General features: G+C 59.2%; 20 protein-coding genes. 10 read left to right on the top strand and 10 right to left on the bottom strand.

Annotated features, from left to right (window positions below; genetic code table 11):
• The first annotated feature begins 10 nt into the window (after positions 1–10).
• Positions 11–2,707 (top strand): LuxR C-terminal-related transcriptional regulator, encoded by a 2,697-nt coding sequence (locus BMX80_RS04875; protein WP_074865804.1) that lies wholly within the window; start codon positions 11–13, stop codon positions 2,705–2,707.
• Positions 2,708–2,722: 15 nt separating this feature from the next.
• Here the strand turns inward: BMX80_RS04875 and BMX80_RS04870 are convergent, their stop codons facing one another.
• Together BMX80_RS04870 and BMX80_RS04865 are read right to left on the bottom strand one after the other, a co-directional pair.
• Entirely contained in the window at positions 2,723–3,580 is an 858-nt protein-coding gene (locus tag BMX80_RS04870; RefSeq protein WP_074865801.1) for a hypothetical protein, read from the bottom strand.
• 96 nt (positions 3,581–3,676) lie between these two features.
• Entirely contained in the window at positions 3,677–4,516 is an 840-nt protein-coding gene (locus BMX80_RS04865) for a metal-dependent hydrolase (RefSeq protein ID WP_074865799.1), read from the bottom strand.
• 107 nt (positions 4,517–4,623) lie between these two features.
• Here BMX80_RS04865 and BMX80_RS04860 point away from each other — a divergent pair, with 107 nt between their 5' ends.
• The 3 genes from BMX80_RS04860 (at position 4,624) to BMX80_RS04850 (ending at position 6,576) form a co-directional block, all read left to right on the top strand.
• Entirely contained in the window at positions 4,624–5,658 is a 1,035-nt protein-coding gene (locus tag BMX80_RS04860; RefSeq protein ID WP_074865797.1) for an AraC family transcriptional regulator, read from the top strand.
• Positions 5,659–5,821: 163 nt separating this feature from the next.
• Entirely contained in the window at positions 5,822–6,118 is a 297-nt protein-coding gene (locus tag BMX80_RS04855; protein WP_074865795.1) for a winged helix-turn-helix domain-containing protein, read from the top strand.
• Between the two features lie 59 nt (positions 6,119–6,177).
• Positions 6,178–6,576, top strand: a complete 399-nt coding sequence (locus tag BMX80_RS04850) for a VOC family protein (RefSeq protein WP_074865792.1) — start codon at positions 6,178–6,180, stop codon at positions 6,574–6,576.
• Here the strand turns inward: BMX80_RS04850 and BMX80_RS04845 are convergent.
• The 8 genes from BMX80_RS04845 to map all read right to left on the bottom strand — a co-directional run bounded on the left by BMX80_RS04845 (position 6,573) and on the right by map (position 14,912).
• Positions 6,573–6,983 carry a SufE family protein gene (locus tag BMX80_RS04845; RefSeq protein ID WP_074865789.1) on the bottom strand — a complete coding sequence of 137 codons (411 nt, stop codon included), beginning with the start codon at positions 6,981–6,983 and terminating at the stop codon, positions 6,573–6,575. The two genes, BMX80_RS04850 and BMX80_RS04845, sit on opposite strands and share 4 nt — an antisense overlap.
• A 10-nt stretch (positions 6,984–6,993) precedes the next feature.
• Positions 6,994–8,184, bottom strand: coding sequence for an aminotransferase class V-fold PLP-dependent enzyme (locus BMX80_RS04840; RefSeq protein WP_074865787.1), 1,191 nt, complete (start codon positions 8,182–8,184; stop codon positions 6,994–6,996).
• 48 nt (positions 8,185–8,232) lie between these two features.
• Positions 8,233–8,709 carry a zinc-ribbon domain-containing protein gene (locus tag BMX80_RS04835; RefSeq protein ID WP_074865784.1) on the bottom strand — a complete coding sequence of 159 codons (477 nt, stop codon included), beginning with the start codon at positions 8,707–8,709 and terminating at the stop codon, positions 8,233–8,235.
• Positions 8,710–8,747: 38 nt separating this feature from the next.
• A complete protein-coding gene (dapD, locus tag BMX80_RS04830) occupies positions 8,748–9,782 on the bottom strand; it encodes a 2,3,4,5-tetrahydropyridine-2,6-dicarboxylate N-succinyltransferase (RefSeq protein WP_074865780.1) in 1,035 nt (344 codons plus the stop codon).
• Positions 9,783–9,871: 89 nt separating this feature from the next.
• Entirely contained in the window at positions 9,872–10,219 is a 348-nt protein-coding gene (locus BMX80_RS04825; RefSeq protein WP_074865777.1) for an ArsC family reductase, read from the bottom strand.
• The gene (dapC, locus tag BMX80_RS04820; protein WP_074865775.1) at positions 10,219–11,418 is read right to left on the bottom strand and encodes a succinyldiaminopimelate transaminase; all 1,200 of its coding nucleotides are present in this window, start codon (positions 11,416–11,418) and stop codon (positions 10,219–10,221) included. The genes BMX80_RS04825 and dapC overlap by 1 nt, the downstream gene beginning before the upstream one ends.
• A gap of 11 nt (positions 11,419–11,429) precedes the next feature.
• Positions 11,430–14,129, bottom strand: coding sequence for a [protein-PII] uridylyltransferase (locus BMX80_RS04815; RefSeq protein WP_074865771.1), 2,700 nt, complete (start codon positions 14,127–14,129; stop codon positions 11,430–11,432).
• A 12-nt stretch (positions 14,130–14,141) separates the two neighbouring features.
• Positions 14,142–14,912, bottom strand: a complete 771-nt coding sequence (gene map / locus BMX80_RS04810) for a type I methionyl aminopeptidase (RefSeq protein WP_074865767.1) — start codon at positions 14,910–14,912, stop codon at positions 14,142–14,144.
• A 276-nt stretch (positions 14,913–15,188) separates the two neighbouring features.
• On the opposite strand from map, the gene rpsB reads away from it, so the two are divergent.
• The 6 genes from rpsB to BMX80_RS04780 all read left to right on the top strand — a co-directional run bounded on the left by rpsB (position 15,189) and on the right by BMX80_RS04780 (position 19,866).
• A complete protein-coding gene (rpsB, locus tag BMX80_RS04805; protein WP_071872737.1) occupies positions 15,189–15,926 on the top strand; it encodes a 30S ribosomal protein S2 in 738 nt (245 codons plus the stop codon).
• A gap of 115 nt (positions 15,927–16,041) precedes the next feature.
• Positions 16,042–16,911, top strand: a complete 870-nt coding sequence (gene tsf / locus BMX80_RS04800) for a translation elongation factor Ts (RefSeq protein WP_071872736.1) — start codon at positions 16,042–16,044, stop codon at positions 16,909–16,911.
• 79 nt (positions 16,912–16,990) lie between these two features.
• Positions 16,991–17,719: a UMP kinase gene (gene pyrH, locus BMX80_RS04795; RefSeq protein WP_071872735.1), complete on the top strand. Its 729-nt coding sequence runs from the start codon at positions 16,991–16,993 to the stop codon at positions 17,717–17,719.
• Between the two features lie 2 nt (positions 17,720–17,721).
• The gene (gene frr, locus BMX80_RS04790) at positions 17,722–18,279 is read left to right on the top strand and encodes a ribosome recycling factor (RefSeq protein ID WP_071872734.1); all 558 of its coding nucleotides are present in this window, start codon (positions 17,722–17,724) and stop codon (positions 18,277–18,279) included.
• Between the two features lie 31 nt (positions 18,280–18,310).
• A complete protein-coding gene (gene uppS, locus BMX80_RS04785; protein ID WP_139214025.1) occupies positions 18,311–19,057 on the top strand; it encodes a polyprenyl diphosphate synthase in 747 nt (248 codons plus the stop codon).
• Positions 19,051–19,866, top strand: coding sequence for a phosphatidate cytidylyltransferase (locus BMX80_RS04780; RefSeq protein WP_074865764.1), 816 nt, complete (start codon positions 19,051–19,053; stop codon positions 19,864–19,866). Before uppS ends, BMX80_RS04780 begins: the two co-directional genes overlap by 7 nt.

Here is a 19,866-nt window from a genome sequence, read left to right as displayed (position 1 = left end):
GTCTTGAAGGATGTCTGACAGTCAGCTAAGCATGCCAGTGGTCGATGCCAAGTCGGCGCGGTTCTTTCGTCCGCCGTTACCGGCAGGGCATGTGTGTCGTCCGCGCTTGACCGACAGTTTGCTGCAAGGGTTAAGCGGTAAGCTCAGTCTGGTTTGCGCGCCGGCAGGGTTTGGTAAGAGTCAGTTAGCCAGCGAGTTGTGTGAGGTTTTGCCCGCAGGTTGGCGGGTGCTGTGGCTGAGCTTAAGCGCGCGCGACAAAGACCCCGGGCGTTTTCTTGAGATGCTTTTGGAGGCTTTGCGTAGCCTCTACCCCGGCTTGGCTGAGGCGCCGTTAGAGCGCTTGCGTTTGCGTCAGCGTCATCAGCCGTTCGCCTTTGAGGCATGGCTGGATGAGGTGCTCGACGAGCTTGAAGGCCATCTTGCCGAGCCACAGCCGCTGCTGTTGATTCTGGATGATTACCATCTGGCCACGGGCCCGGTGCTCGATCGTTGTTTGCAGTTTCTGATTAATCACTTACCCGCCCCGTTAAGCCTGCTGGTGACCACCCGGCAAGCGCCGAACTGGCATTTGGCTCGCTTACGCTTGCATGGCCAGTTACTCGAACTCAACGAGTTGGATTTGCGCTTATTGCCCAGCGAAGTGGCGCAGTGGCTTGCCGCCCGTGGGGTTGAGAGTAGTCCCGAGCTGGTCGAAACCTTATTAGCACGCAGTGAAGGCTGGCCAGCGGGGCTGCAAATGCTGTGGATGGCCGGGCAGGGCGAGGCCGAGTTGGACTTGGCGCAGCTGCACGGCAATGCCCCTCTGATCAGTGAATATTTACTGCAAGAAGTGATCGAGCGCCTGCCAGCGGATTTGCAGAGCTTTCTCTATGAAACCGCTTTGCTAGAGCGCTTTAGTGCCGCACTGTGTGATGCCGTGCGGCAAAGCCATGACAGCACAGGGCATATCGACTATCTGTTTCGCCACCAGCTGTTTTTGGTGCCGTTGGACGAGCGCGGCCAGTGGTTCCGTTACCACCATTTATTCAGTGATTTACTGCGCAGCCGGCAAAGTGAACTGGCGCTGCTGAGCCCCAAGCAGGTGTATTTGCGCGCGTGCCAATGGTTTATGCAGCAAGGCCAAGTTGAAGAGGCCGTAGAGCATGCGCTACTGGCAGAGCGCCCGGATGTGGTCGCCAGTCTGGTGCAAAACCTCTCTGAAGAGCAGCTGCTCTCCGAGCAAAACGTGGTGCAGTTGCTGCGCTGGAAACGCATCTTGCCCGACAGCCTGCTGTACAGCTCGCCGCGCCTGATCATCTTGTATAGCTGGGCATTGATATTGGGTTGCCAGCTGCAAGCGGCTGAGGATTTGCTCGGCCATTTAAGCCGCTTCTTGCCGGCCAATGGCGAAGTGCAGCAGCGTTTGTTGACCGCGCAATGGTTAGCCCTGCAAACCGTATTGGCCAAAGCGCGTGGGCAGGTAGCGCGCGCTCGCGAGCTGGGCGCGCAAGCTTTGGCCTGTGTGCCAGATGACTTATACGGCCCACAACTGATGCTGCTCACCGCCTTGGCCAGCATCGAAATGGGCCAAGGCAATATTGATTTGGCCCGCCGTTACAACCGCCGTGGCTTAGAGCTGGCGCGGCGCTCGGCTAACCCGGCGTTTGAAGCCTTGATGCACTACGAGCGCGCACGCGTGCTGCTGGCGCGTGGCTTACCCACGCGCGCGCTGGATGAGCTGGCCGAAGGGCTGGCGCGCGTGCCCAGTCGGCAAGCGCGCAAATTAAGCCCACTGCGCGGCCGGCTGCATTTGTACCGGGGCTTTGTCGGCTTGTTTACCGCCGACTTTGCCATGGCACGTCAGGAGCTTTTGCAAGGCTTGGAAGAAGCCCGCGCCTGCCGCGACGTGGCGGTGCTCACCGCCTACTTTGGCTTGGCTATGCTGGATGCGCGTAAGCACAGCTTGGCGGCGGGTTATGCCTGGTTAGAGGAAGCCGAGCGGCTGATGAGCCAGTGGGATGTGCCGCAGATTTACTATCTCGGCATGATGACCGTGCAAAAGTGCATGATCTGGCTGCAGCAGGGTCGTCTGCAAACCGCGCAAAGCTGGCTAGAAAGCTTGGCCGAAGCCTATTGCCAAGAACCCGCGGCAGCCCCGCCAGAGCTGCACCCGCAAATGGCGATTCAAGTACAGATTCTGCTGCTGCGTACTGCCGCCATGCGCAAAGACTGGAGCGCCGTCGAGCAGCTGCAAGTGGACTTGCTCGAGGCGAATAAAAAACACGCTGGGTTGATGAACCAGTTTGCTTTGATGCAACTGGTGTATGTGGCGATCAGTCGGGGTGAGCTTGAGCTGGCCCGTGAACACCTCAAGGCCTTGCTGCCGGAAACCGAAGGCGGCGTACGCCTGCATTTGTTCGATATTTTGCAGCGCTACCCGCAGGTGTTGCATGCCGCGCTGGATCAGGCGCCGCCGACGGTGCAGCAGTGGTTAGCCCCGCAGTTGGGCGATGACCCGCTGCCGGTGAACACTGAGCTGCTCAGTGATCGTGAGTTCGATGTGCTGCAGCTGGTGGCGCAGGGGCTGTCTAATCAGCAGATCAGCGACAAGCTGTTTATTTCGCTGCACACGGTGAAAACCCATGTGCGCAATATTCACGGCAAGCTCGGCGTGCAACGCCGCACCCAAGCGGTGGCGCGCGCCAAGGCGCTGGGCCTGCTCGGTTAGCCGGCTGCTACGGGCTTAAAAGTCCGGCTCGAACTTTAGGTTCAGGTTGGGCTTGGGCGCCGGCTCGTCAGCCAATGGCTGCGCGCTTTTGTCCCGCAGATCTGTCTCCACCACTTGCAGCACGGGCAGTAAGTCAGCCAAGGCGGTTTTTACCGGCGGCAGCGGGTGATCGCTGGCCAGCGTGGTGAGGCGCGTGCGTAGCTCGTCGCGGGCTTCGATATCTAAATGCACATACAGCTCAGGCATCAGCGCGGCCAGTTCGTTGGCGTACAGCGCTAAATCGTGATGGCCAAATTGGCTGGTCAGGGCTAGGTAATCCAAGGCGCTGCTGGTGAGCATGGCCGCGCCTTGTTTGGTTTCGGCCAAGCCTTGTAAGCGCGCGGGGTTTTGCTGCTCGTTCTTCGCCAGCGTGGTCCAGTATTCCACCGTTAAGGTGAACTGCACGGCTTGCTGGCGCAGCGAATAACTCATCAAGCCCAGGGCTTCGCTGCCGTAAGGCTGCAACTTGGCGCGAAAGTTAAAGTACACGCGCATCAGCTCTTTGAGTTGCTCCAGCATGGCCTGTGCTTCGAGCTGGCGTAGCTCCAGCGGCAGGTAAATGTTGAGCTGGTAGCGGAAGTTTTCTTCGCTGATCAAACGACGATAAATCGCCCCGGTGTATTGGCCGCTGCGTCGCGGCAGAGCGTCGGGCTGGGACAGGTCAATTTGCTTTAAGGCTTTCTGCAGCAAGGCGTAATCACTGGCGCGCCATGGTTGCTGCGGATCGGGAATTTTCTGCCCCAGATACCAAATGTCGGCAGCCCACACGGGGTTGCCCAGAGCAAGACAAAGACTAAAGCCGATACTGAGTAGTGCGGTAGCAAGTGGGCGCATGGTGATAGAGCTAGCAGAGACCAGCGCAAAGCTTACCCGACTTGGCGCAGCCTGCGCTCCTGCGCAAAGTCGGGTGTGGCGCTGTTGTTGCTGGGGTTACGCGGTGGCTGGCAGCGCGCCGGGGGCGCTGGCGAACTTCGCTTGGTATTGATGCATCAGCTCGCGGTTGTCGTGGTCCCACGGATGAAAACCGCGCCGGTAGTAGTCCAGATAAGGGCGGATCAACGGCTTGAGCACGCCGTCGCGGCCCCATAGAAACTGCCAGCCTTCTTTCCACGTCGCCCAATTCCACAACAGACCATCGCGCTTGAGCATGTGCAGCAGGTTCTTGGTCACGTCGTAGATAAAGAACAGGGTGATCTCCGCCATCAGCACGCGGCGTCGGGTTTCGCCGCCGCCAATCAGGCGATACAGGTCGAAGGCCACGGCTTTGTGCTCGGTTTCTTCCAGGGCATGCCAGTGCCATAGGCGGCGTAGCGCTGGATCGGCGCCGGCCATCCACTGCGGGTTTTTCAGCAAGGCATCGGCCATGATGGCGGTCAGGTGCTCAACGCCAACGGTGGCGGCCAACTGGCGCTTGGCGGAGAAGTGCTTCTGCACAAAACGCAGACGCTTGCCGAGTGCATTTTCGAGGCTATCAATGTCGTAGCCTTGGGCTTTGAGACGCTCGTTGTACTGAATGTGCTCGTTGCTGTGGTGCGCTTCTTGGCCAATAAAACCACGAATCTGTTCGGCCAGCTCAGTGCCATCGGCGCTCTTACGAAAATGCCGTACCGAGTCGATGAAAAAACGCTCGCCCTTGGGGAATAACACCGACATGGCATTGAAGAAATGGCTCTTGAATGCACTACCGCTGTGCCAATAGCGCGGCAGGGGCTCAGGCAGCGGGGCATCTAAGCGGCGTGGTGCAATGGTCAGGTAAGTGGGGTTCGTCATGCGATCCTCCTTGGGTTTGTGCATTGACTATCCGCCGGGTTGGGTTGTCGGACAAGGTGATCTTCAGCCATTATTTAAGTCATATCTGGCCAAATAGCGAGTTAGCCATGCGTCTCGGCATGACTGCCACTACCGAGTTAGTGCCCACCAGCTACGTGCAAGCTTTGCTGCAAGTGGCCGAGGAGCGTGGCGTGGATGCCGGCGCCTTGTGCCGCTTGGGCAAGGTGAGCCCAGCGCTGTTGGCCAATCCCGAAGGGCGCTTAAGCTTTATCGACTTCAGCTACATGGTGGCCGAGGCGATCAGCCGTAGCGATAGCCCCGGGCTGGGCTTGGCTTTTGGTCGGCACTTGAATGTGTCGAGCCACGGCATGCTCGGCTATGCGGTGATGGCCAGTCGCGACTTAGAGCAAGCGCTGCACTTCGCCCTGCGTTATTACAAAGTGCTTGGGCTGGCTTATGAGTTGGAGCTGCTGCCGGCCACCGACCCGCACGCGCCGGTGGTGTTGCAGGCCAAGCAGTCGATACCGCTGGGGCCATTGGCCACCTTTGCCGTTGAGGCACTGTTTGCCAGCTTATTCAGCATTGCCGAGTTTTTGTTGGGCGAAAAAATCAGTGGCCACCAGCTGGCTTTTAGTCACCCAAAACCTGCGCATGCCGAGCAATATCAAGCCATTTTTGGCCCGGCGGTGAGCTTTGATCAGCCGTGGGATGCCTTGAGCTTGCCTGCCCATTACCTAAAGCGCCCCATGGCCTTGGCCAACCCCGCCACGGTGCAAATGTGCGAGCGCCAATGCGAGGCGCTGCTGGCCAAGCTGGATGTCGGCGATGGCTTACTCAGCCGCGTACGCCGCCTATTGCTGGCGCGCCCCGGCGATTTCCCCTCACTCGAAGATGCTGCACAGGCGCTGCACACCAGTGGCCGTACCCTGCGCCGCCACTTAAGCAGCGAAGGCACCAGCTACCAGCAAGTGCTCGATGACGTACGCCGCAGCTTGGCACTGCAATACTTAGAAACCCGCCTGCCGCTGCACGAGATTGCCGCCTTGCTGGGCTTTAGCGATGCGAGCAATTTTCGCCGTGCCTTCAAGCAGTGGACGGGGAAGAACCCCAGTGATTACCGCGAGAGGGGAGACGCTGATTAAATGCCGGCACGGCCCCATCACTGCGTTGCGCGGTGCTCGCAAACTCGCCTACCAGTGCGGTATGTCTCGCTTGCTGCGCTCCGTGCGCCTTGCGCTGGCACCGTTCGCCGTTTACTCAACGCCTCCCCGCTAATTTGCCCATCTTTAAAATGAGTGCCCCGCTATGACCGCCGTGAGCAAAACCAAAACCAGCTACTACCGCCGCCTCTATGTGGCGTGGTTAATCGAGCAAGGTGTGGCGAGCATTCCCGCGCTGATGGACGCCACCGGCATGCCGCGGCGCACCGCGCAGGACACCTTAAGCGCTCTGGCCGAGCTGGATATTGTCTGCGAGTTTGCGCAAACCCCCGGCGCGCCGAACCATATTGGCGCCTATGTGATTCGCGACTGGGGTGCGATTAACCCCAAGTGGATAAAAGCCAATTTGGCGCAGATAAAAGCGGTGCTGGATTACCCCTAAAGCGCAACAACAGGCACAAGAACAGGCGCAACAACTGGCGTAATAGAAGGAGCAACAACATGGAGCGTTCGCACATCCTGCGCGTCGCCAGACCTACCGATCATCTTGAGCAGCTTGTGGCGATGTACTGCCAAGGCTTGGGTTATCAGGTGCTGGCCAGCTTTGCCGATCATCAAGGCTTCGACGGCGCCATCCTCGGCCTGAAATCGCACAGCGTGCATCTGGAATTTACCCACTGCCACGGCCACCACGTGGGCAGAGCACCGACGCAAGACAATCTACTGGTGTTCTACGTGCCGGATGAAGCCGAGTGGCAGAGCCGCTGCGCCGCGATGGAGGCCGCCGGTTTTACTCCCGTGGCCTCGTTTAACCCGTATTGGGATGTGCAGGGCAAAACCTTTGAGGATGTGGACGGCTATCGGGTGGTGATTCAGCGTGAGGTGTGGAAAGACAACTAAATCGCTTGGCTAAGCAACAGCATCCGCTGCACTACGGCATTTAAGCCATTGGCCCGCGAAGGGCTGAGCTGTTGTTTTAGGCCGAGCTGGGTTAGCCAGTCGGGCCAATCTAAGAGGGCCAGTTCGGCGGCTGTTAAGCCATTAGCGCGCAGCAGCAGGCAGGCGAGCAGGCCGCGAATTAGGCGGGCGTCGCTGCTGGCGCTGAACTGCAGGGTTTCTGCGTGGCGTTCGCAACGTAGCCAGACTTGGCTGTCGCAACCGGGCACGAGGTCTTCGTCGTTACGTTGCTCGCTGGCAAAGCTGGGCAGCTGGTTGCCCAGTTGCAGCAGGGCGCGGTTACGGCCTTCGAAGCCGGGCGATTGTTGCAGCAGGTTAAGCACTTGTTGTGCGGCGGCGGGCAGGCTCATGGCACGGTTCCTATTGCAGTAGCGCCAAGGCGTTATCCAGCGCGGTGAAAAAACGCTCAAGGTCGGCGGCTTGGCTGTACAAGCCTAGGGAGACGCGCGTGCTGCCGGCCACGCCCAAGGTAGCCATGAGCGGGTGCGCGCAGTGTTGGCCACTGCGCACGGCGATGCCTTGCTCATCCAATAACTGCGCAAGGTCGGCGTGGTGTACACCATCGACGACAAACGACACCAGCGCAGCATCGCTGTCGCCCAAACGGCGCACGCCGGCGCGTTGGTCGAGGCCGGTTTTCAGTTGTTGCAGCAGCAGCGCTTCGTGAGCGGCCACGGCGCTGCGATCCAGCGTGCGCAGATACGCCAAGCTGGCGCGCAGGGCGAGTACGGCACTGATCGGCGGGGTGCCGGCCTCAAAGCGCAGCGGCGCGGCTTGAAAGCTGGCGCTATCGCGGCTGACCTGTAGCACCATCTCACCGCCGAATTGCCACGGCGGTAGTTGGTTGAGCAGATGGTGGCGACCATACAGCACGCCGAGGCCATCTGGCCCGTACAGCTTGTGCGCCGAGAACACATAAAAGTCGCAGTCCAAGGCGCGCACATCGACGCTGCTGTGCACGACACCCTGCGCGCCATCGACCACCGACAACGCGCCGTGCTGTGCGGCCAGCGTACACAACTCGCGCACCGGCTGTAGCGTGCCGAGCACGTTAGATAGCTGGGTAACGGCCAAGAGCTTAGTGCGCGGGGTAAACAGCGCGCTGGCGGCGGCCATGTCGATATGCCCGCTGGCGCTGATCGGTAGCCAAACTAGTTTGGCGCCCCGGCGTGCCGCCAGTTGTTGCCACGGCAGCAGGTTGGCGTGGTGTTCCAGCGGGCTGAGCAGCAGCTCGTCACCAGCGTTAATCTGCGCCTCCAGGCCGTAAGCCAGCAGGTTAAAGGCCTCGGTAGCGCTGCGGGTGAAGACGATCTCGTCGCGCTGAGCCGCGCCAATAAAGGCGGCCACGTCATCGCGGCAGGCTTCAAAGGCGCTGGTCACTTCATCGGCCAGCCGATAGCCGGCGCGGTGCACATTGGCGGCGCCTTGGCTGAGATAAGTCTGTAGCGCAAGCAACAGCGCCGCCGGCTTTTGCGCGGTGGCGGCACTGTCTAAGTAGGTGATGCCCCGCGCGGCCAAGGCGGCCAGCGCGGGGAAGTCGTTATGCCACATCGTGATTCAGTGCTCGCTGTGCGTTAGCGCCTGCAGTGGGCTGGAGGATTAGCTGATTTGGTCAATTTTTCGGCTGTCTTTGATGTAGCCCAACTGCAGTAATTCTAAGGCGACATGCTTCAATTGCTGGGTTTGTTCGCTGCTACGATTCTCGGTTTTGACGAGCGTCGCATACAGGTTAAGCAGCTGCTTTATCGATTGCTCTTTCTTTCTACAGTCCACGCACTTTGTGCACTCAGCGTCTATGTAGAAGCCAAGCTCTTCAAACCAAAACTTCTGCTCTTGAGCAAAGAAGATAAACCAGCGGTTGCACTGGGCGCAGCGTTTCTCAACGTCAACGTAATAGCTTCTGGGAAAGGTCGAGTAGTTTTGCTTCTCGATGTTTGCTTTGATAGCCGTTTCAGGAAAGAACGTACTGCCGGCAAGGCTCCAGTGAGCGTCGAGTAGTTTCTCAATGCTCACGGATAGCCCTGAATACAACGGTTTATCCCCGTATCTAGGGTGCAGCACATAGTCCTTGTGCATCGTCTTACGCTTCTTCGACACGGTCTTTGCGCTAATGCTTAGTTATGCGCGTGCAGCTCGTGGTTGAGCTCGATGGCGGTTTTGTTGGTTTTACATTCGATGGCGCCGGTCAGCGAGTTGCGGCGGAACAGCAGGCTGGCTTGGCCGGCCAAGTCGCGGGCTTTGACTTCTTTAACCAGTTGGCCTTCGCCGTCGAGCAGCAGCACTTTGGTGCCGGCGGTGATGTACAGACCGGCTTCGACGGTGCAGCTGTCGCCCAGCGGGATGCCGATACCGGCGTTGGCGCCGATCAGGCACTTTTCGCCCACGCTGATCACAATGTTGCCGCCGCCAGACAGGGTGCCCATGGTGGAGCAGCCGCCGCCCAAGTCGGAGCCCAAGCCAACAAACACGCCCGCCGAGATACGCCCTTCGACCATGCTGGTGCCTGCGGTGCCGGCGTTAAAGTTGACGAAACCCTCGTGCATGATGGTGGTGCCTTCGCCCACGTAAGCGCCCAAACGCACGCGCGCGGTGTCGGCGATACGCACGCCGCTTGGCACTACGTAGTCGGTCATCTTGGGGAACTTGTCCACCGAGTTCACTTCCAGCACCTCGCCGCTCAGGCGTGCTTGCAGCTGGCGCTGCGGCAGTTCGGCTAGGTCGATAGCGCCGTGGTTGGTCCACGCCACGTTCGGCAGCAGCGGGAAGATACCGGCCAGCACCACGCCGTGCGGCTTCACCAAACGGTGCGAGAGCAAGTGCAGCTTGAGGTAAGCCTCGGGGGTGCTAGCTGGGTTGTTGTCTTCGGCCAATAGCACGGCCACCAGCGGCTTGCGGCTGTGGGTCATTTGCTCCAGCACTTGCGCTTGCTCGGCAAAGCCGGCGGCTTGCACGGCTTCGGCAAGACCAGCGCACAGGCCAACATCCAGCGCGATGGCGTGGTTGCCGCCTTGGTAGTTCAGCTTGCCAGCGATGGCGGCGGCAAGCTCAGCGGGCGGGTTAAGCAGCGGCTTAGGGTAGTAGACCTCCAGCCAGTCACCGTTGCTGTTCTGCGTGCCAATACCAAATGCGAGGCTAAAGAGGGCGGTCATGTCGTTTCCTTAAGGCTGTGTAGTGCTTTTGATTCAGTGATGTTTTGCAGTGATGCTTAGAAGTTTAAGCCGCGTGTTGCGCAGGCCACTTAGCTCAGATGAGTGGCGTAGAGCTCGGGCTTGAAGCCGAGCAGATGCTGCTCGCTTAAGGCCAGCACAGGGCGCTTAATCATCGACGGCTGTGCTTGCATCAGAGCAATCGCGCGGGCTTGGTCGAGGTCGGCTTTGGCTTCATCCGGCAGTTTGCGGAAGGTGGTGCCGGCGCGGTTGAGGACTTTCTCCCAACCCAGCTCGTCGCACCAACGGGCGAGCAGTTCAGCACTCGGCGCGCCGTCTTTTTTGTAGTCGTGAAAGGTGTAGGCCACGCCGTGCTCGTCGAGCCAAGTGCGGGCCTTTTTCATCGTGTCGCAGGCTTTGATGCCGTACAGGGTAATCATCACAGGCTCTCCACAAAGCGGCGAATACGCTGCGCGGCTTCGATGCACTCGGCCAGCGGGGCGACCAAGGCCATGCGCACGCGGTTGGCGCCGGGGTTGTTGCCGTTAACCTCACGCGAGAGGTACGAGCCGGGCACCACAGTGACGTGTTCGGCCTCGTATAAGCGGCGGGCAAATTCGCTGTCGCTGATCGGCGTGCGCGGCCACAGGTAAAAGCCGGCGTCGGGGCGCTGGATGTCCAGCACGGGGGCCAAGATTTCCAGCACGGCATCGAACTTGGCGCGGTACAGGTCGCGGTTTTCTTTCACGTGCGCTTCGTCGCCCCACGCGGCGATGCTGGCCAGTTGACTGGCCACCGGCATGGCGCAGCCGTGGTAGGTGCGATAGCGCAAAAATTGCTTGAGGATGGCTGCATCGCCGGCGACAAAGCCTGAGCGCAGGCCGGGCAAGTTAGAGCGCTTGGATAGGCTGTGGAACACCACGCAGCGCGCGTAATCGGTGTGGCCTAGCTCGGCGCAGGCTTGCAGCAGGCCGACGGGCGGTGCCGCTTCGTCAAAATACAGCTCGCTGTAGCACTCGTCGGAGGCGATCACGAAGTCGTATTGGTCAGCCAGCGCGATCAGCTGTTTGAGCGTCTCGCTTGGCACGACGGCGCCAGTGGGGTTGCCCGGCGAGCAAATAAACAGCAGCTGGCAGCGCTGCCAAATCTCCGCCGGTACGGCGTTAACGTCCGGATTAAAACCGTGCTCAGCGGTGCAGGGCAGGTAGTGCGGCTGCGCACCGGCGAGCAGCGCGGCGCCTTCGTAGATTTGGTAGAAGGGGTTGGGGCTCAGCACTAAGGCATCGGCTTGCTCGCGATTGATCAGCGCTTGGGTAAAGGCGAACAGCGCTTCGCGGGTGCCGTTCACCGGCAGCACTTGGGTTTCTGCATCAAGGCCATTATCGCCCAAGGCAAAGCGGCGCTCGGCCCAGCGCGCAATGCTCTCACGCAAGGCGGGTAAACCAGCGGTGGTCGGGTACACGGCCAGCTGTGCGAGGTTGTCGGCCAGCGTTTGCGCGACAAAATCGGGCGAGGCGTGCTTGGGCTCGCCAATCGACAGGGCGATGGGTTTTTTATCCGCCGCTGGGGTGACATCGGCAAACAGCGCGCGCAGTTTTTCGAACGGGTATGGGTGCAGTAGGTTCAGCGCGGGGTTCATGGCAGTCCTGATCAAAACACGATGGGGGCGGGCACTGTGTTGTCGCCTTGGGCGTCAGACAGGCGGGTGATGATGGCGTCGCTTAGGCGCTTGCACAGCTCGGGGTCGGCGAGCGGCTGGTTGTTGGCGTCGGTGACGAAGAACACGTCTTCCACGCGCTCGCCCAAGGTGACGATTTTGGCGTTCTGTAGCGACAGGTCGAAGTCGAGGAAAATGCCGCCGATCCGCGCCAACAGGCCGGGGCGGTCGGGGGCGAGCAGCTCGATCACACTCACATGCCGGCTGGCATCGTTAAAGATGGTCACCTGTGGCTTAAAGGCAAACTGCTTGAGCTGGCGCGGGGTGCGGCGCTGGATGATCTCGGGGTAGTCGTCGGGGTTTTTCAGTGCGCCGACGAGGCCTTCGCGAATGTCTTTTAGGCGCTGCACATCGCCATCAATCGGCTCACCGTCGGCATCCAGCACTATGTAGGTGTCGAGGGTGAACTGGCTGGTCGAGGTGATGATGCGCGCGTCATGAATGCTCAGGTTGAGCTGATCCATCGCGGCCACTGTTACGGCAAAGAAGTCGTGTTGGTCGGCGGCGTAGATAAAGATCTGCGTGGCGCCTTCGAACTGCCGTTGAGTGGTCTCGCGGGTTAGCACCAGCGGCTCGGGGTTGTCGCCATGCGCGATGATGGCCTCGGTGTGCCACGCCACATCGGCGCTGTCGTGACGCAGAAAGTAGTCGTCGCCCAGTTGCGCCCACAGTTGCTCGGCGGTGTCGGCTTCGATGCCGGCGCGTTGGAGCAAATCCAGCGCGGCCAGCTGTGTCTCGCGGATCGACTCTTCGCGGTCTTCGGGGTTCTCTAGGCCGCGCTGCAAGGCGCGCTTGGTGGCGGTGTGCAGCTGACGCAGCAGCGAGGCACGCCACGAGTTCCACAGCGTCGGGTTGGTGGCGTTGATGTCCGACACAGTGAGCACGTAGAGGTAATCCAAACGGGTTTGATCGCCCACGTATTGGGCAAACTCGTGAATCACATCGGGGTCGGTAATGTCTTTGCGCTGCGCGGTGGTGGACATCACCAAGTGGCTCTTCACCAGCCAGCTGACCAAGCGGGTGTCCCATGCGGGTAAATGATGGCGCTTACAGAAAATCTCCGCATCCACGGCGCCGAGCTCGGAGTGATCGCCGCCACGGCCTTTGCCGATGTCGTGATACAAGCCGGCCAAGTACAGCAGCTCGCGTTTGGGCAGGCGCTCGAACACTTCCCACGCCAGGGGGAATTTCTCTTGGAACATCGGCACCTTGAGTTTGCGCATGTGCTTGAGCACGTTGAGGGTGTGCGCATCCACGGTGTAGATGTGGAAGAGGTCGTGCTGCATCTGCCCGACGATCTGGCCGAACTCCGGCAGGTAACGACCGAGAATGCCGTAGCGGTTCATGCGGCGCAGATTGCGGTGAATGCCTTCATCGCAGCGGAACAGCTCGATAAACAGCGAGGTGTTGCGCAGGTCGTTGCGGAAGTCGTCATCAATTAAGTGGCGGCTGTCGCGGATTAGGCGGATGGTTTCTGAGCGCACGCCTTTGAGTTCGGGGTTTTGCGCCAGCAGAACGAAAATCTCCAGCATGGCGAACGGCGCACGCTTAAATACTTTGGGGTGCACGGCTTCGATATAACCGTTGCGCACCTGAAAGCGGCTGTTGAGCGGCTTGATCTGCTCGGGGCTGTCGCTGCCGGTGCGCTCTTCAAAGTACTGCATGAACAAATCACACAGCTCAGAAATGCCCATAACGCGGCGGTAGTACTTCTGCATAAAGGCTTCGACGGCGAGCCTGGCGTCGTCATCGTTAAAGCCGAACAGTGTGGCGATTTTGCGCTGGTGATCGAACAGCAAGCGGTCTTCGGCGCGGCCCGCCTGCATGTGCAGGGCGTAACGCACGCGCCAGAGGAACTCTTGTCCGGCGGAGAGCAGGGTGTATTCGCCTTCGGTGAGCAGCTCGCGCTGCACCAATTCAGCCAAATCGCTGGTGCCAAAGTGGCGGCGGGCAATCCACAAAATGGTTTGAATATCGCGCAGGCCGCCGGGCGAGCCCTTCACGTTGGGCTCTAGGTTGTATTCGGTGTCGCCGTACTTGCTGTAGCGCTGAGTCAGCTCTTCACGCTTGGCGCGGAAGAAGTGCTTGCTCGGCCACATTTGCTCAGGTGCGGTGGCCGCTTGCATCTGCTCGCGAAGATGCTCGGGGCCAACAATGGTGCGGCTTTCCATCAGGTTGGTGATGATGGTCAGGTCGCCGCGTGCCTCATCGGCGCACTCGCTAATGCTGCGCACGCTTTGCCCGACTTCTAAGCCGATATCCCACAGCAGCATCAAGAATTGCTCGATGGAATCGCGGAACTGCTCGTGCAGGTCGTCTTGCAGCAGAATCAGCAGGTCGATATCCGAATGCGGGTGCAGTTCGCCACGGCCATAACCGCCGACGGCGACCAGACTAATTTGGCTGCCGTCACCCCAGTCAAAGCGTTGCCAGGCATGGGTGAGAATTTGGTCGATAAACCACGCGCGGTCGGTGATTAGCTGACGAATATCGACGCCACTGACAAAGCGCTGATTCAGCTCTTCATTGCCTTGCCGTAGGGCTTTTTTAAAGGCGGCGAGTGGGCTGCTTTTCAGTGCCAGTTCGGCTTGAAACTGGCCTGCATCAAACAACGCGCTATCGACCTGCGACATGCCGGCTCCTGCTTAGTTAAAGGCTTCTTCTTGGCGACGGGTAAACACTTCGTAGCCATCGGCGGTGACCAGAATGGTGTGCTCCCACTGCGCAGATAACTTGCGGTCTTTGGTTTTCGCCGTCCAGCCATCGCCCATCACGCGGGTGCCGGCCACGCCTTGGTTGATCATTGGCTCGATGGTAAAGGTCATGCCTTCTTTTAATTCCATGCCGGTGCCGGCTTTGCCGTAGTGCAGCACTTGCGGCTCTTCATGGAACACCGCGCCAATGCCATGGCCGCAGAACTCGCGCACGACTGAGTAGCCGTGTTTCTCTGCGTGCTTTTGAATCACTTCACCGATGTCGCCCAAGCGTGCGCCGGGCTTAACCAGCGCCATGCCTTTATAAAGGCACTCTTGGGTGACTTCGCACAGGCGCTTAGCCCACTCCGGCACGTCACCGACGTAGAACATCTTGCTGGTGTCGCCGTGGTAGCCGTCTTTGATCACAGTGACATCGATATTGATGATGTCGCCGTTCTTCAGCGCCTTGTCGTTAGGAATGCCGTGGCACACCACGTCGTTGATCGAGGTGCAGATCGACTTGGGGAAGCCTTTGTAGTTCAGCGGCGCGGGAATGGCCTGCTGCACATTGACGATGTAATCGTGGCACAGGCGATCTAACTCATTGGTGGTGATGCCCGGCTTGACGTGTGCGCCGATCATTTCCAGCACCTCGGCGGCCAAGCGGCCTGCGACGCGCATTTTTTCGATTTCTGCGGGGGTCTTGATGGTAACGGTCATAACGACTCTCGTAGTGACGGGCCAAACGGCCGGCAAAGCAAAGGGCGCTATAGTAGCAGCTTGCGCCGCGGCTCTTAAGGTTGTGCGGCGTAAATGCCGATTGCGCGCTGGGTTTGCTAGCCTGTACTGGCTTTCTATGGTATAAAGCGCGCGCTTTTGCGGCGTGGTGCCGTAAAAGACTTAAAACCGCACACGTATCGACACCACGACCTGGGTGCCTTCGGGTTGGTCGCGGGGATGCGTGGAGGCCCAACCCAAATCTCGAGGAAGATTTTCATGACTCAAGTCACCATGCGCGACATGCTGAAGGCCGGTGTGCACTTCGGCCACCAGACCCGTTACTGGAACCCGAAGATGGGCAAGTACATCTTTGGCGCGCGCAACAAGATTCATATCGTTAACCTGGAAAAAACCCTGCCGATGTTCAACGAAGCACTGTCTTTCGTTGAGAAGCTGGCTCAGGGCAAGAACAAAATTCTGTTCGTTGGCACCAAGCGTTCTGCGGGCAAAATCGTTCGTGAAGAAGCGCAGCGTTGCGGCCAGCCGTTCGTTGATCATCGCTGGTTGGGCGGCATGCTGACCAACTACAAAACCATCCGTCAGAGCATCAAGCGTCTGCGTGATCTGGAAGCTCAGCGTGACGACGGCACCTTCGAAAAGCTGACCAAGAAAGAAGCGCTGATGCGTTCGCGCGATCTGGAAAAGCTGGAGCGCAGTCTGGGTGGTATTAAGGATATGGGCGGCCTGCCGGACGCACTGTTCGTGGTTGACGTTGATCACGAAGCCATCGCTATCTGTGAAGCCAACAAGCTGGGTATCCCGGTAATCGGCGTTGTTGATACCAACAGCAGCCCGGAAGGCGTTGACTTCATCATCCCGGGTAACGACGACGCGATTCGCGCTGTTCAGCTGTACCTGACTGCCATGGCTGACGCAGTACTGCGCGGCAAGCAGAACGGTGGCGCTGGCGACGAGTTCGTTGAAGAAGTAGCTGCCGAGGCTTCCGAGGGTTAATTCCCCGGCAACATCGGTAGGCAAGAAGGGGGCCCGGCCCCCTTTTTGTCATCTGAATGAGATCCCGCTCGGCCTGGCCGGGCGTAGTGAATCACCTAGTTGAGAGGATTGAGCAATGGCAGAGATTACTGCAGCCCTGGTTAAAGAACTGCGTGAGCGTACTGGTCTGGGCATGATGGAGTGCAAAAAAGCACTGGTAGCCGCTGAAGGCGACATCGAAAAAGCCATCGACGACATGCGCGCAGCCGGCGCCATCAAGGCCGCCAAGAAAGCCGGTAACATTGCCGCTGAAGGCTCCATCGGCATCAAAGTGGCTGACGACAACAAAGCCGCTGTGATCATCGAAGTGAACTCGCAGACCGACTTCCTGGCTCTGCAGGACGATTTCAAAGGCTTCGTAGCTGCCAGCCTGGACAAGGCTTTCAACGAGAAGCTGACCGACGCAGCGCCGCTGATCGCCGCGCAAGAAGACGCGCGTCTGGCGCTGGTTGCCAAGTGTGGTGAGAACGTCAACATCCGCCGTCTGCTGCGCGTTGAAGGCGACGTAGTAGGTTCTTACCTGCACGGCCACCGCATCGGTGTATTGGTTGTGCTCAAGGGCGGTACCGTTGAGTTGGCCAAAGACATCGCGATGCACGTTGCTGCCAGCAACCCGGCAGTACTGAGTCCGGCTGATGTGTCTGACGAGCTGATCGCTAAGGAAAAAGAAATCTTCCTGGCCCTGAACGCTGACAAGATCGCTGGCAAGCCGGAAAACATTGTTGAGAACATGGTTAAAGGCCGTATCAACAAATTCCTGGCTGAAGCGAGCCTGGTTGAGCAAGTCTTCGTTAAAGACGGCGAAACCAAGATCGGTGATCTGGCTAAGAAAGCCGGTGCTGAAGTGGTTGCCTTCATTCGTTACGAAGTGGGCGAAGGCATCGAAAAAGCTGAAGTGGACTTCGCCGCCGAAGTGGCTGCCCAGGTTGCTGCTAGCAAGCAGTAAGCTGTCCGCATGATGCATTGCAAAGAGGCTGATCGCACCGCGTTCGGCCTCTTTGTCCATTAACCAGAAGGAGATCCGCATGGCAAGCAATCCGCGCCAGCCGCGCTACAAGCGCATTCTGCTCAAATTAAGCGGCGAAGCCCTGATGGGAAGTGAAGACTTCGGTATCGATCCGAAGGTGCTCGATCGCATGGCGCTGGAAATCGGCCAGTTGGTCGGTATTGGCGTGCAAGTCGGTCTGGTGATTGGTGGCGGTAACTTGTTCCGTGGCGCTGCGTTGTCGGCGGCGGGCATGGATCGCGTCACCGGCGACCACATGGGCATGCTGGCCACCGTGATGAACGCCTTGGCCATGCGCGATGCGCTGGAGCGCTCGAATATTCCGGCGTTGGTGATGTCGGCGATTTCCATGGTCGGCGTGACCGATCATTACGACCGCCGTAAAGCCATGCGCCATTTGAAGGCCGGCGAAGTGGTGATCTTCTCTGCCGGTACTGGCAACCCCTTCTTCACCACCGACTCGGCCGCTTGCCTGCGTGCCATCGAAGTGGATGCTGATGTGGTTCTTAAAGCCACCAAGGTCGATGGGGTATATACTGCCGATCCTTTCAAAGACCCGAACGCTGAAAAGTTCGATCGTCTGAGCTATGACGAGGTATTGGATCGCAAGCTGGGCGTGATGGATCTAACCGCCATCTGCCTGTGTCGCGATCACAACATGCCGCTGCGGGTCTTTAACATGAACAAGTCTGGCGCCCTGCTGAATATTGTCGTGGGCGGCGCCGAAGGCACTTTGGTCGAGGGTTGAACATGATCAACGAAGTTTTGAAGGAAGCGCAGACGCGCATGCAGAAGTCCGTCGAGTCGCTGGAGCACGCGTTTGCCAAGATTCGTACTGGTCGTGCGCACCCGAGCATTCTCGATAGCGTGATGGTGTCGTACTACGGCGCCGACACCCCGCTGCGCCAAGTGGCCAACGTGGTGGCTGAAGATGCCCGCACACTGGCGTTGACCGTGTTCGACAAGAGCATGATTCAGGCCGTGGAAAAGGCCATTCTGACTTCAGACTTGGGGCTTAACCCATCCAGCGCTGGTACTACCATTCGAGTGCCGATGCCGATGCTGACCGAGGAAACCCGTAAGGGCTACACCCGTCAGGCGCGTCAAGAAGCCGAGCAAGGCCGTGTGGCGGTGCGTAACATTCGCCGCGACGCGCTGGCACAGCTGAAAGACCTGCAGAAAGAGAAAGAAATCTCGGAAGACGACGAGCGTCGTGCTGCCGACGAAGTGCAGAAGCTGACCGACAAATTCATCGCCGAGATTGAAAAGGCGTTGGAAGGCAAAGAAGCTGATCTGATGGCCGTATAAGGCCCGTCGTATGCTGAAGAAAAAGCCGAAGATGGCACCACTGGCGGTGATTCCTCGCCATGTGGCCATCATTATGGATGGCAATAACCGCTGGGCGAAGAAACGCCTGTTGCCGGGAGTTGCCGGCCATAAAGCAGGTGTCGATGCGGTGCGCGCAGTGATTGAAGTCTGCGCTGAACAGGGTGTGCAAGTGCTCACCCTGTTCGCGTTTTCCAGTGAAAACTGGCAGCGCCCCGCCGATGAAGTCAGTGCGCTGATGGAGCTGTTCCTCACTGCGCTGCGCAAAGAAACCTTTAAGCTCGACGAAAATGCGATTCGCCTGCGCATTATTGGCGATCGTTCGCGCTTTCATCCTGAGCTGCAAGCCGCCATGGCAGAGGCCGAAGCGCAAACCGCCCATCACCAGCGGTTTACCTTGCAGATTGCCGCGAACTACGGCGGCCAGTGGGACATCGTCCAGGCGGCGCAAAAGCTGGCGGGGCAGGTCGAGCGTGGTGAGCTGCGTAGCGAGCAAATCAGTGCCGAACTGTTAGAAGCGCAGCTGTCGACGGCGGGTATTCCGCTGCCAGATCTGTGTATTCGCACCAGTGGCGAGCACCGCATCAGCAATTTCTTACTGTGGCAGCTGGCTTATAGCGAGCTGTATTTCTCGGACTTGTACTGGCCGGATTTTCGTCACGACGCGATGCGTGACGCGCTGGCCGACTTCGCCTCGCGGCAGCGCCGTTTCGGTAAAACCAGCGAGCAAATCGAAGCGGAGCAGCGCACTTCATGCTAAAGCAACGAATTATCACGGCGCTGATTTTGGCGCCGCTGGCGTTGGCCGGTTTCTTTCTGCTCTACGGGGTTAAGTTCGCCCTGTTTATCGCAGGCGTGGTCACGTTGGCGGCGTGGGAGTGGGCGCGCTTGGCGGGCTTCGCCGCGCAGTGGCAGCGCGTGTTGTATGCCGCCGCCATGTTGGGCGCTATTTATCAGCTCTGGTGGCATCCGCATTGGGCCGACACTGTGTTGCTGGCGGGGGCTGCGTGGTGGGTGCTGGCGGTGATGCTGGTGGCCTTGTTTCCGCGCATGGCGCTGCTCTGGCAGGGGCGTGTGCAGGGCTTGTTGATCGGCTTTGTGGTGCTGCTGCCAGCATGGCAAGGCTTGCAAGTGCTGAAGAGCTGGCCAGAGGGTAACGCGCTGATTTTGGCGGTGATGATTTTGGTCTGGGGTGCTGATGTGGGCGCCTACTTTGCCGGCAAAACCTGGGGCAAACGTAAGCTGGCGCCGGCTGTGAGCCCTGGCAAAAGCTGGGAAGGTTTGTTCGGCGGTTTATTCCTTACCTTGCTGATCACCGCCGGCGTGGCGTGGCAGCGTGAAGTGGATAGCGCTTCGCTGCTGCTGATGCTTTGCGGCACCTTAGTGGTGGTGTTGTTCTCGGTGGTCGGCGATTTGAACGAAAGTATGTTTAAGCGCCATGTCGGGATCAAAGACAGTAGCAACTTGCTGCCGGGGCATGGTGGGGTGATGGATCGCATCGATAGCCTCACCGCAGCAATCCCAGTGTTCACCCTGTTGTTGTGGGTGAGTGAGTGGGGCGCGCTGTAA

This window comes from Atopomonas hussainii, assembly GCF_900109735.1.
GTDB lineage: Bacteria > Pseudomonadota > Gammaproteobacteria > Pseudomonadales > Pseudomonadaceae > Atopomonas > Atopomonas hussainii.
The sequence above is the reverse complement of the archived record's forward strand: the minus strand, read 5'-3'. Positions and strand labels throughout refer to the sequence as shown.

Excerpts from the sequence above, each read along its gene's own strand:
- BMX80_RS04835 (WP_074865784.1), bottom strand. The coding sequence starts at position 8,709 with ATGCACAAGGACTATGTGCTGCACCCTAGATACGGGGATAAACCGTTG.
- frr (WP_071872734.1), top strand. The coding sequence starts at position 17,722 with ATGATCAACGAAGTTTTGAAGGAAGCGCAGACGCGCATGCAGAAGTCC.
- BMX80_RS04870 (WP_074865801.1), bottom strand. The coding sequence starts at position 3,580 with ATGCGCCCACTTGCTACCGCACTACTCAGTATCGGCTTTAGTCTTTGT.
- BMX80_RS04865 (WP_074865799.1), bottom strand. The coding sequence starts at position 4,516 with ATGACGAACCCCACTTACCTGACCATTGCACCACGCCGCTTAGATGCC.
- BMX80_RS04840 (WP_074865787.1), bottom strand. The coding sequence starts at position 8,184 with ATGTGGCATAACGACTTCCCCGCGCTGGCCGCCTTGGCCGCGCGGGGC.
- dapD (WP_074865780.1), bottom strand. The coding sequence starts at position 9,782 with ATGACCGCCCTCTTTAGCCTCGCATTTGGTATTGGCACGCAGAACAGC.
- BMX80_RS04860 (WP_074865797.1), top strand. The coding sequence starts at position 4,624 with ATGCGTCTCGGCATGACTGCCACTACCGAGTTAGTGCCCACCAGCTAC.
- BMX80_RS04825 (WP_074865777.1), bottom strand. The coding sequence starts at position 10,219 with ATGATTACCCTGTACGGCATCAAAGCCTGCGACACGATGAAAAAGGCC.
- BMX80_RS04875 (WP_074865804.1), top strand. The coding sequence starts at position 11 with ATGTCTGACAGTCAGCTAAGCATGCCAGTGGTCGATGCCAAGTCGGCG.
- dapC (WP_074865775.1), bottom strand. The coding sequence starts at position 11,418 with ATGAACCCCGCGCTGAACCTACTGCACCCATACCCGTTCGAAAAACTG.
- BMX80_RS04780 (WP_074865764.1), top strand. The coding sequence starts at position 19,051 with ATGCTAAAGCAACGAATTATCACGGCGCTGATTTTGGCGCCGCTGGCG.
- uppS (WP_139214025.1), top strand. The coding sequence starts at position 18,311 with ATGGCACCACTGGCGGTGATTCCTCGCCATGTGGCCATCATTATGGAT.
- pyrH (WP_071872735.1), top strand. The coding sequence starts at position 16,991 with ATGGCAAGCAATCCGCGCCAGCCGCGCTACAAGCGCATTCTGCTCAAA.
- BMX80_RS04855 (WP_074865795.1), top strand. The coding sequence starts at position 5,822 with ATGACCGCCGTGAGCAAAACCAAAACCAGCTACTACCGCCGCCTCTAT.
- BMX80_RS04815 (WP_074865771.1), bottom strand. The coding sequence starts at position 14,129 with ATGTCGCAGGTCGATAGCGCGTTGTTTGATGCAGGCCAGTTTCAAGCC.
- BMX80_RS04850 (WP_074865792.1), top strand. The coding sequence starts at position 6,178 with ATGGAGCGTTCGCACATCCTGCGCGTCGCCAGACCTACCGATCATCTT.
- tsf (WP_071872736.1), top strand. The coding sequence starts at position 16,042 with ATGGCAGAGATTACTGCAGCCCTGGTTAAAGAACTGCGTGAGCGTACT.
- map (WP_074865767.1), bottom strand. The coding sequence starts at position 14,912 with ATGACCGTTACCATCAAGACCCCCGCAGAAATCGAAAAAATGCGCGTC.
- BMX80_RS04845 (WP_074865789.1), bottom strand. The coding sequence starts at position 6,983 with ATGAGCCTGCCCGCCGCCGCACAACAAGTGCTTAACCTGCTGCAACAA.
- rpsB (WP_071872737.1), top strand. The coding sequence starts at position 15,189 with ATGACTCAAGTCACCATGCGCGACATGCTGAAGGCCGGTGTGCACTTC.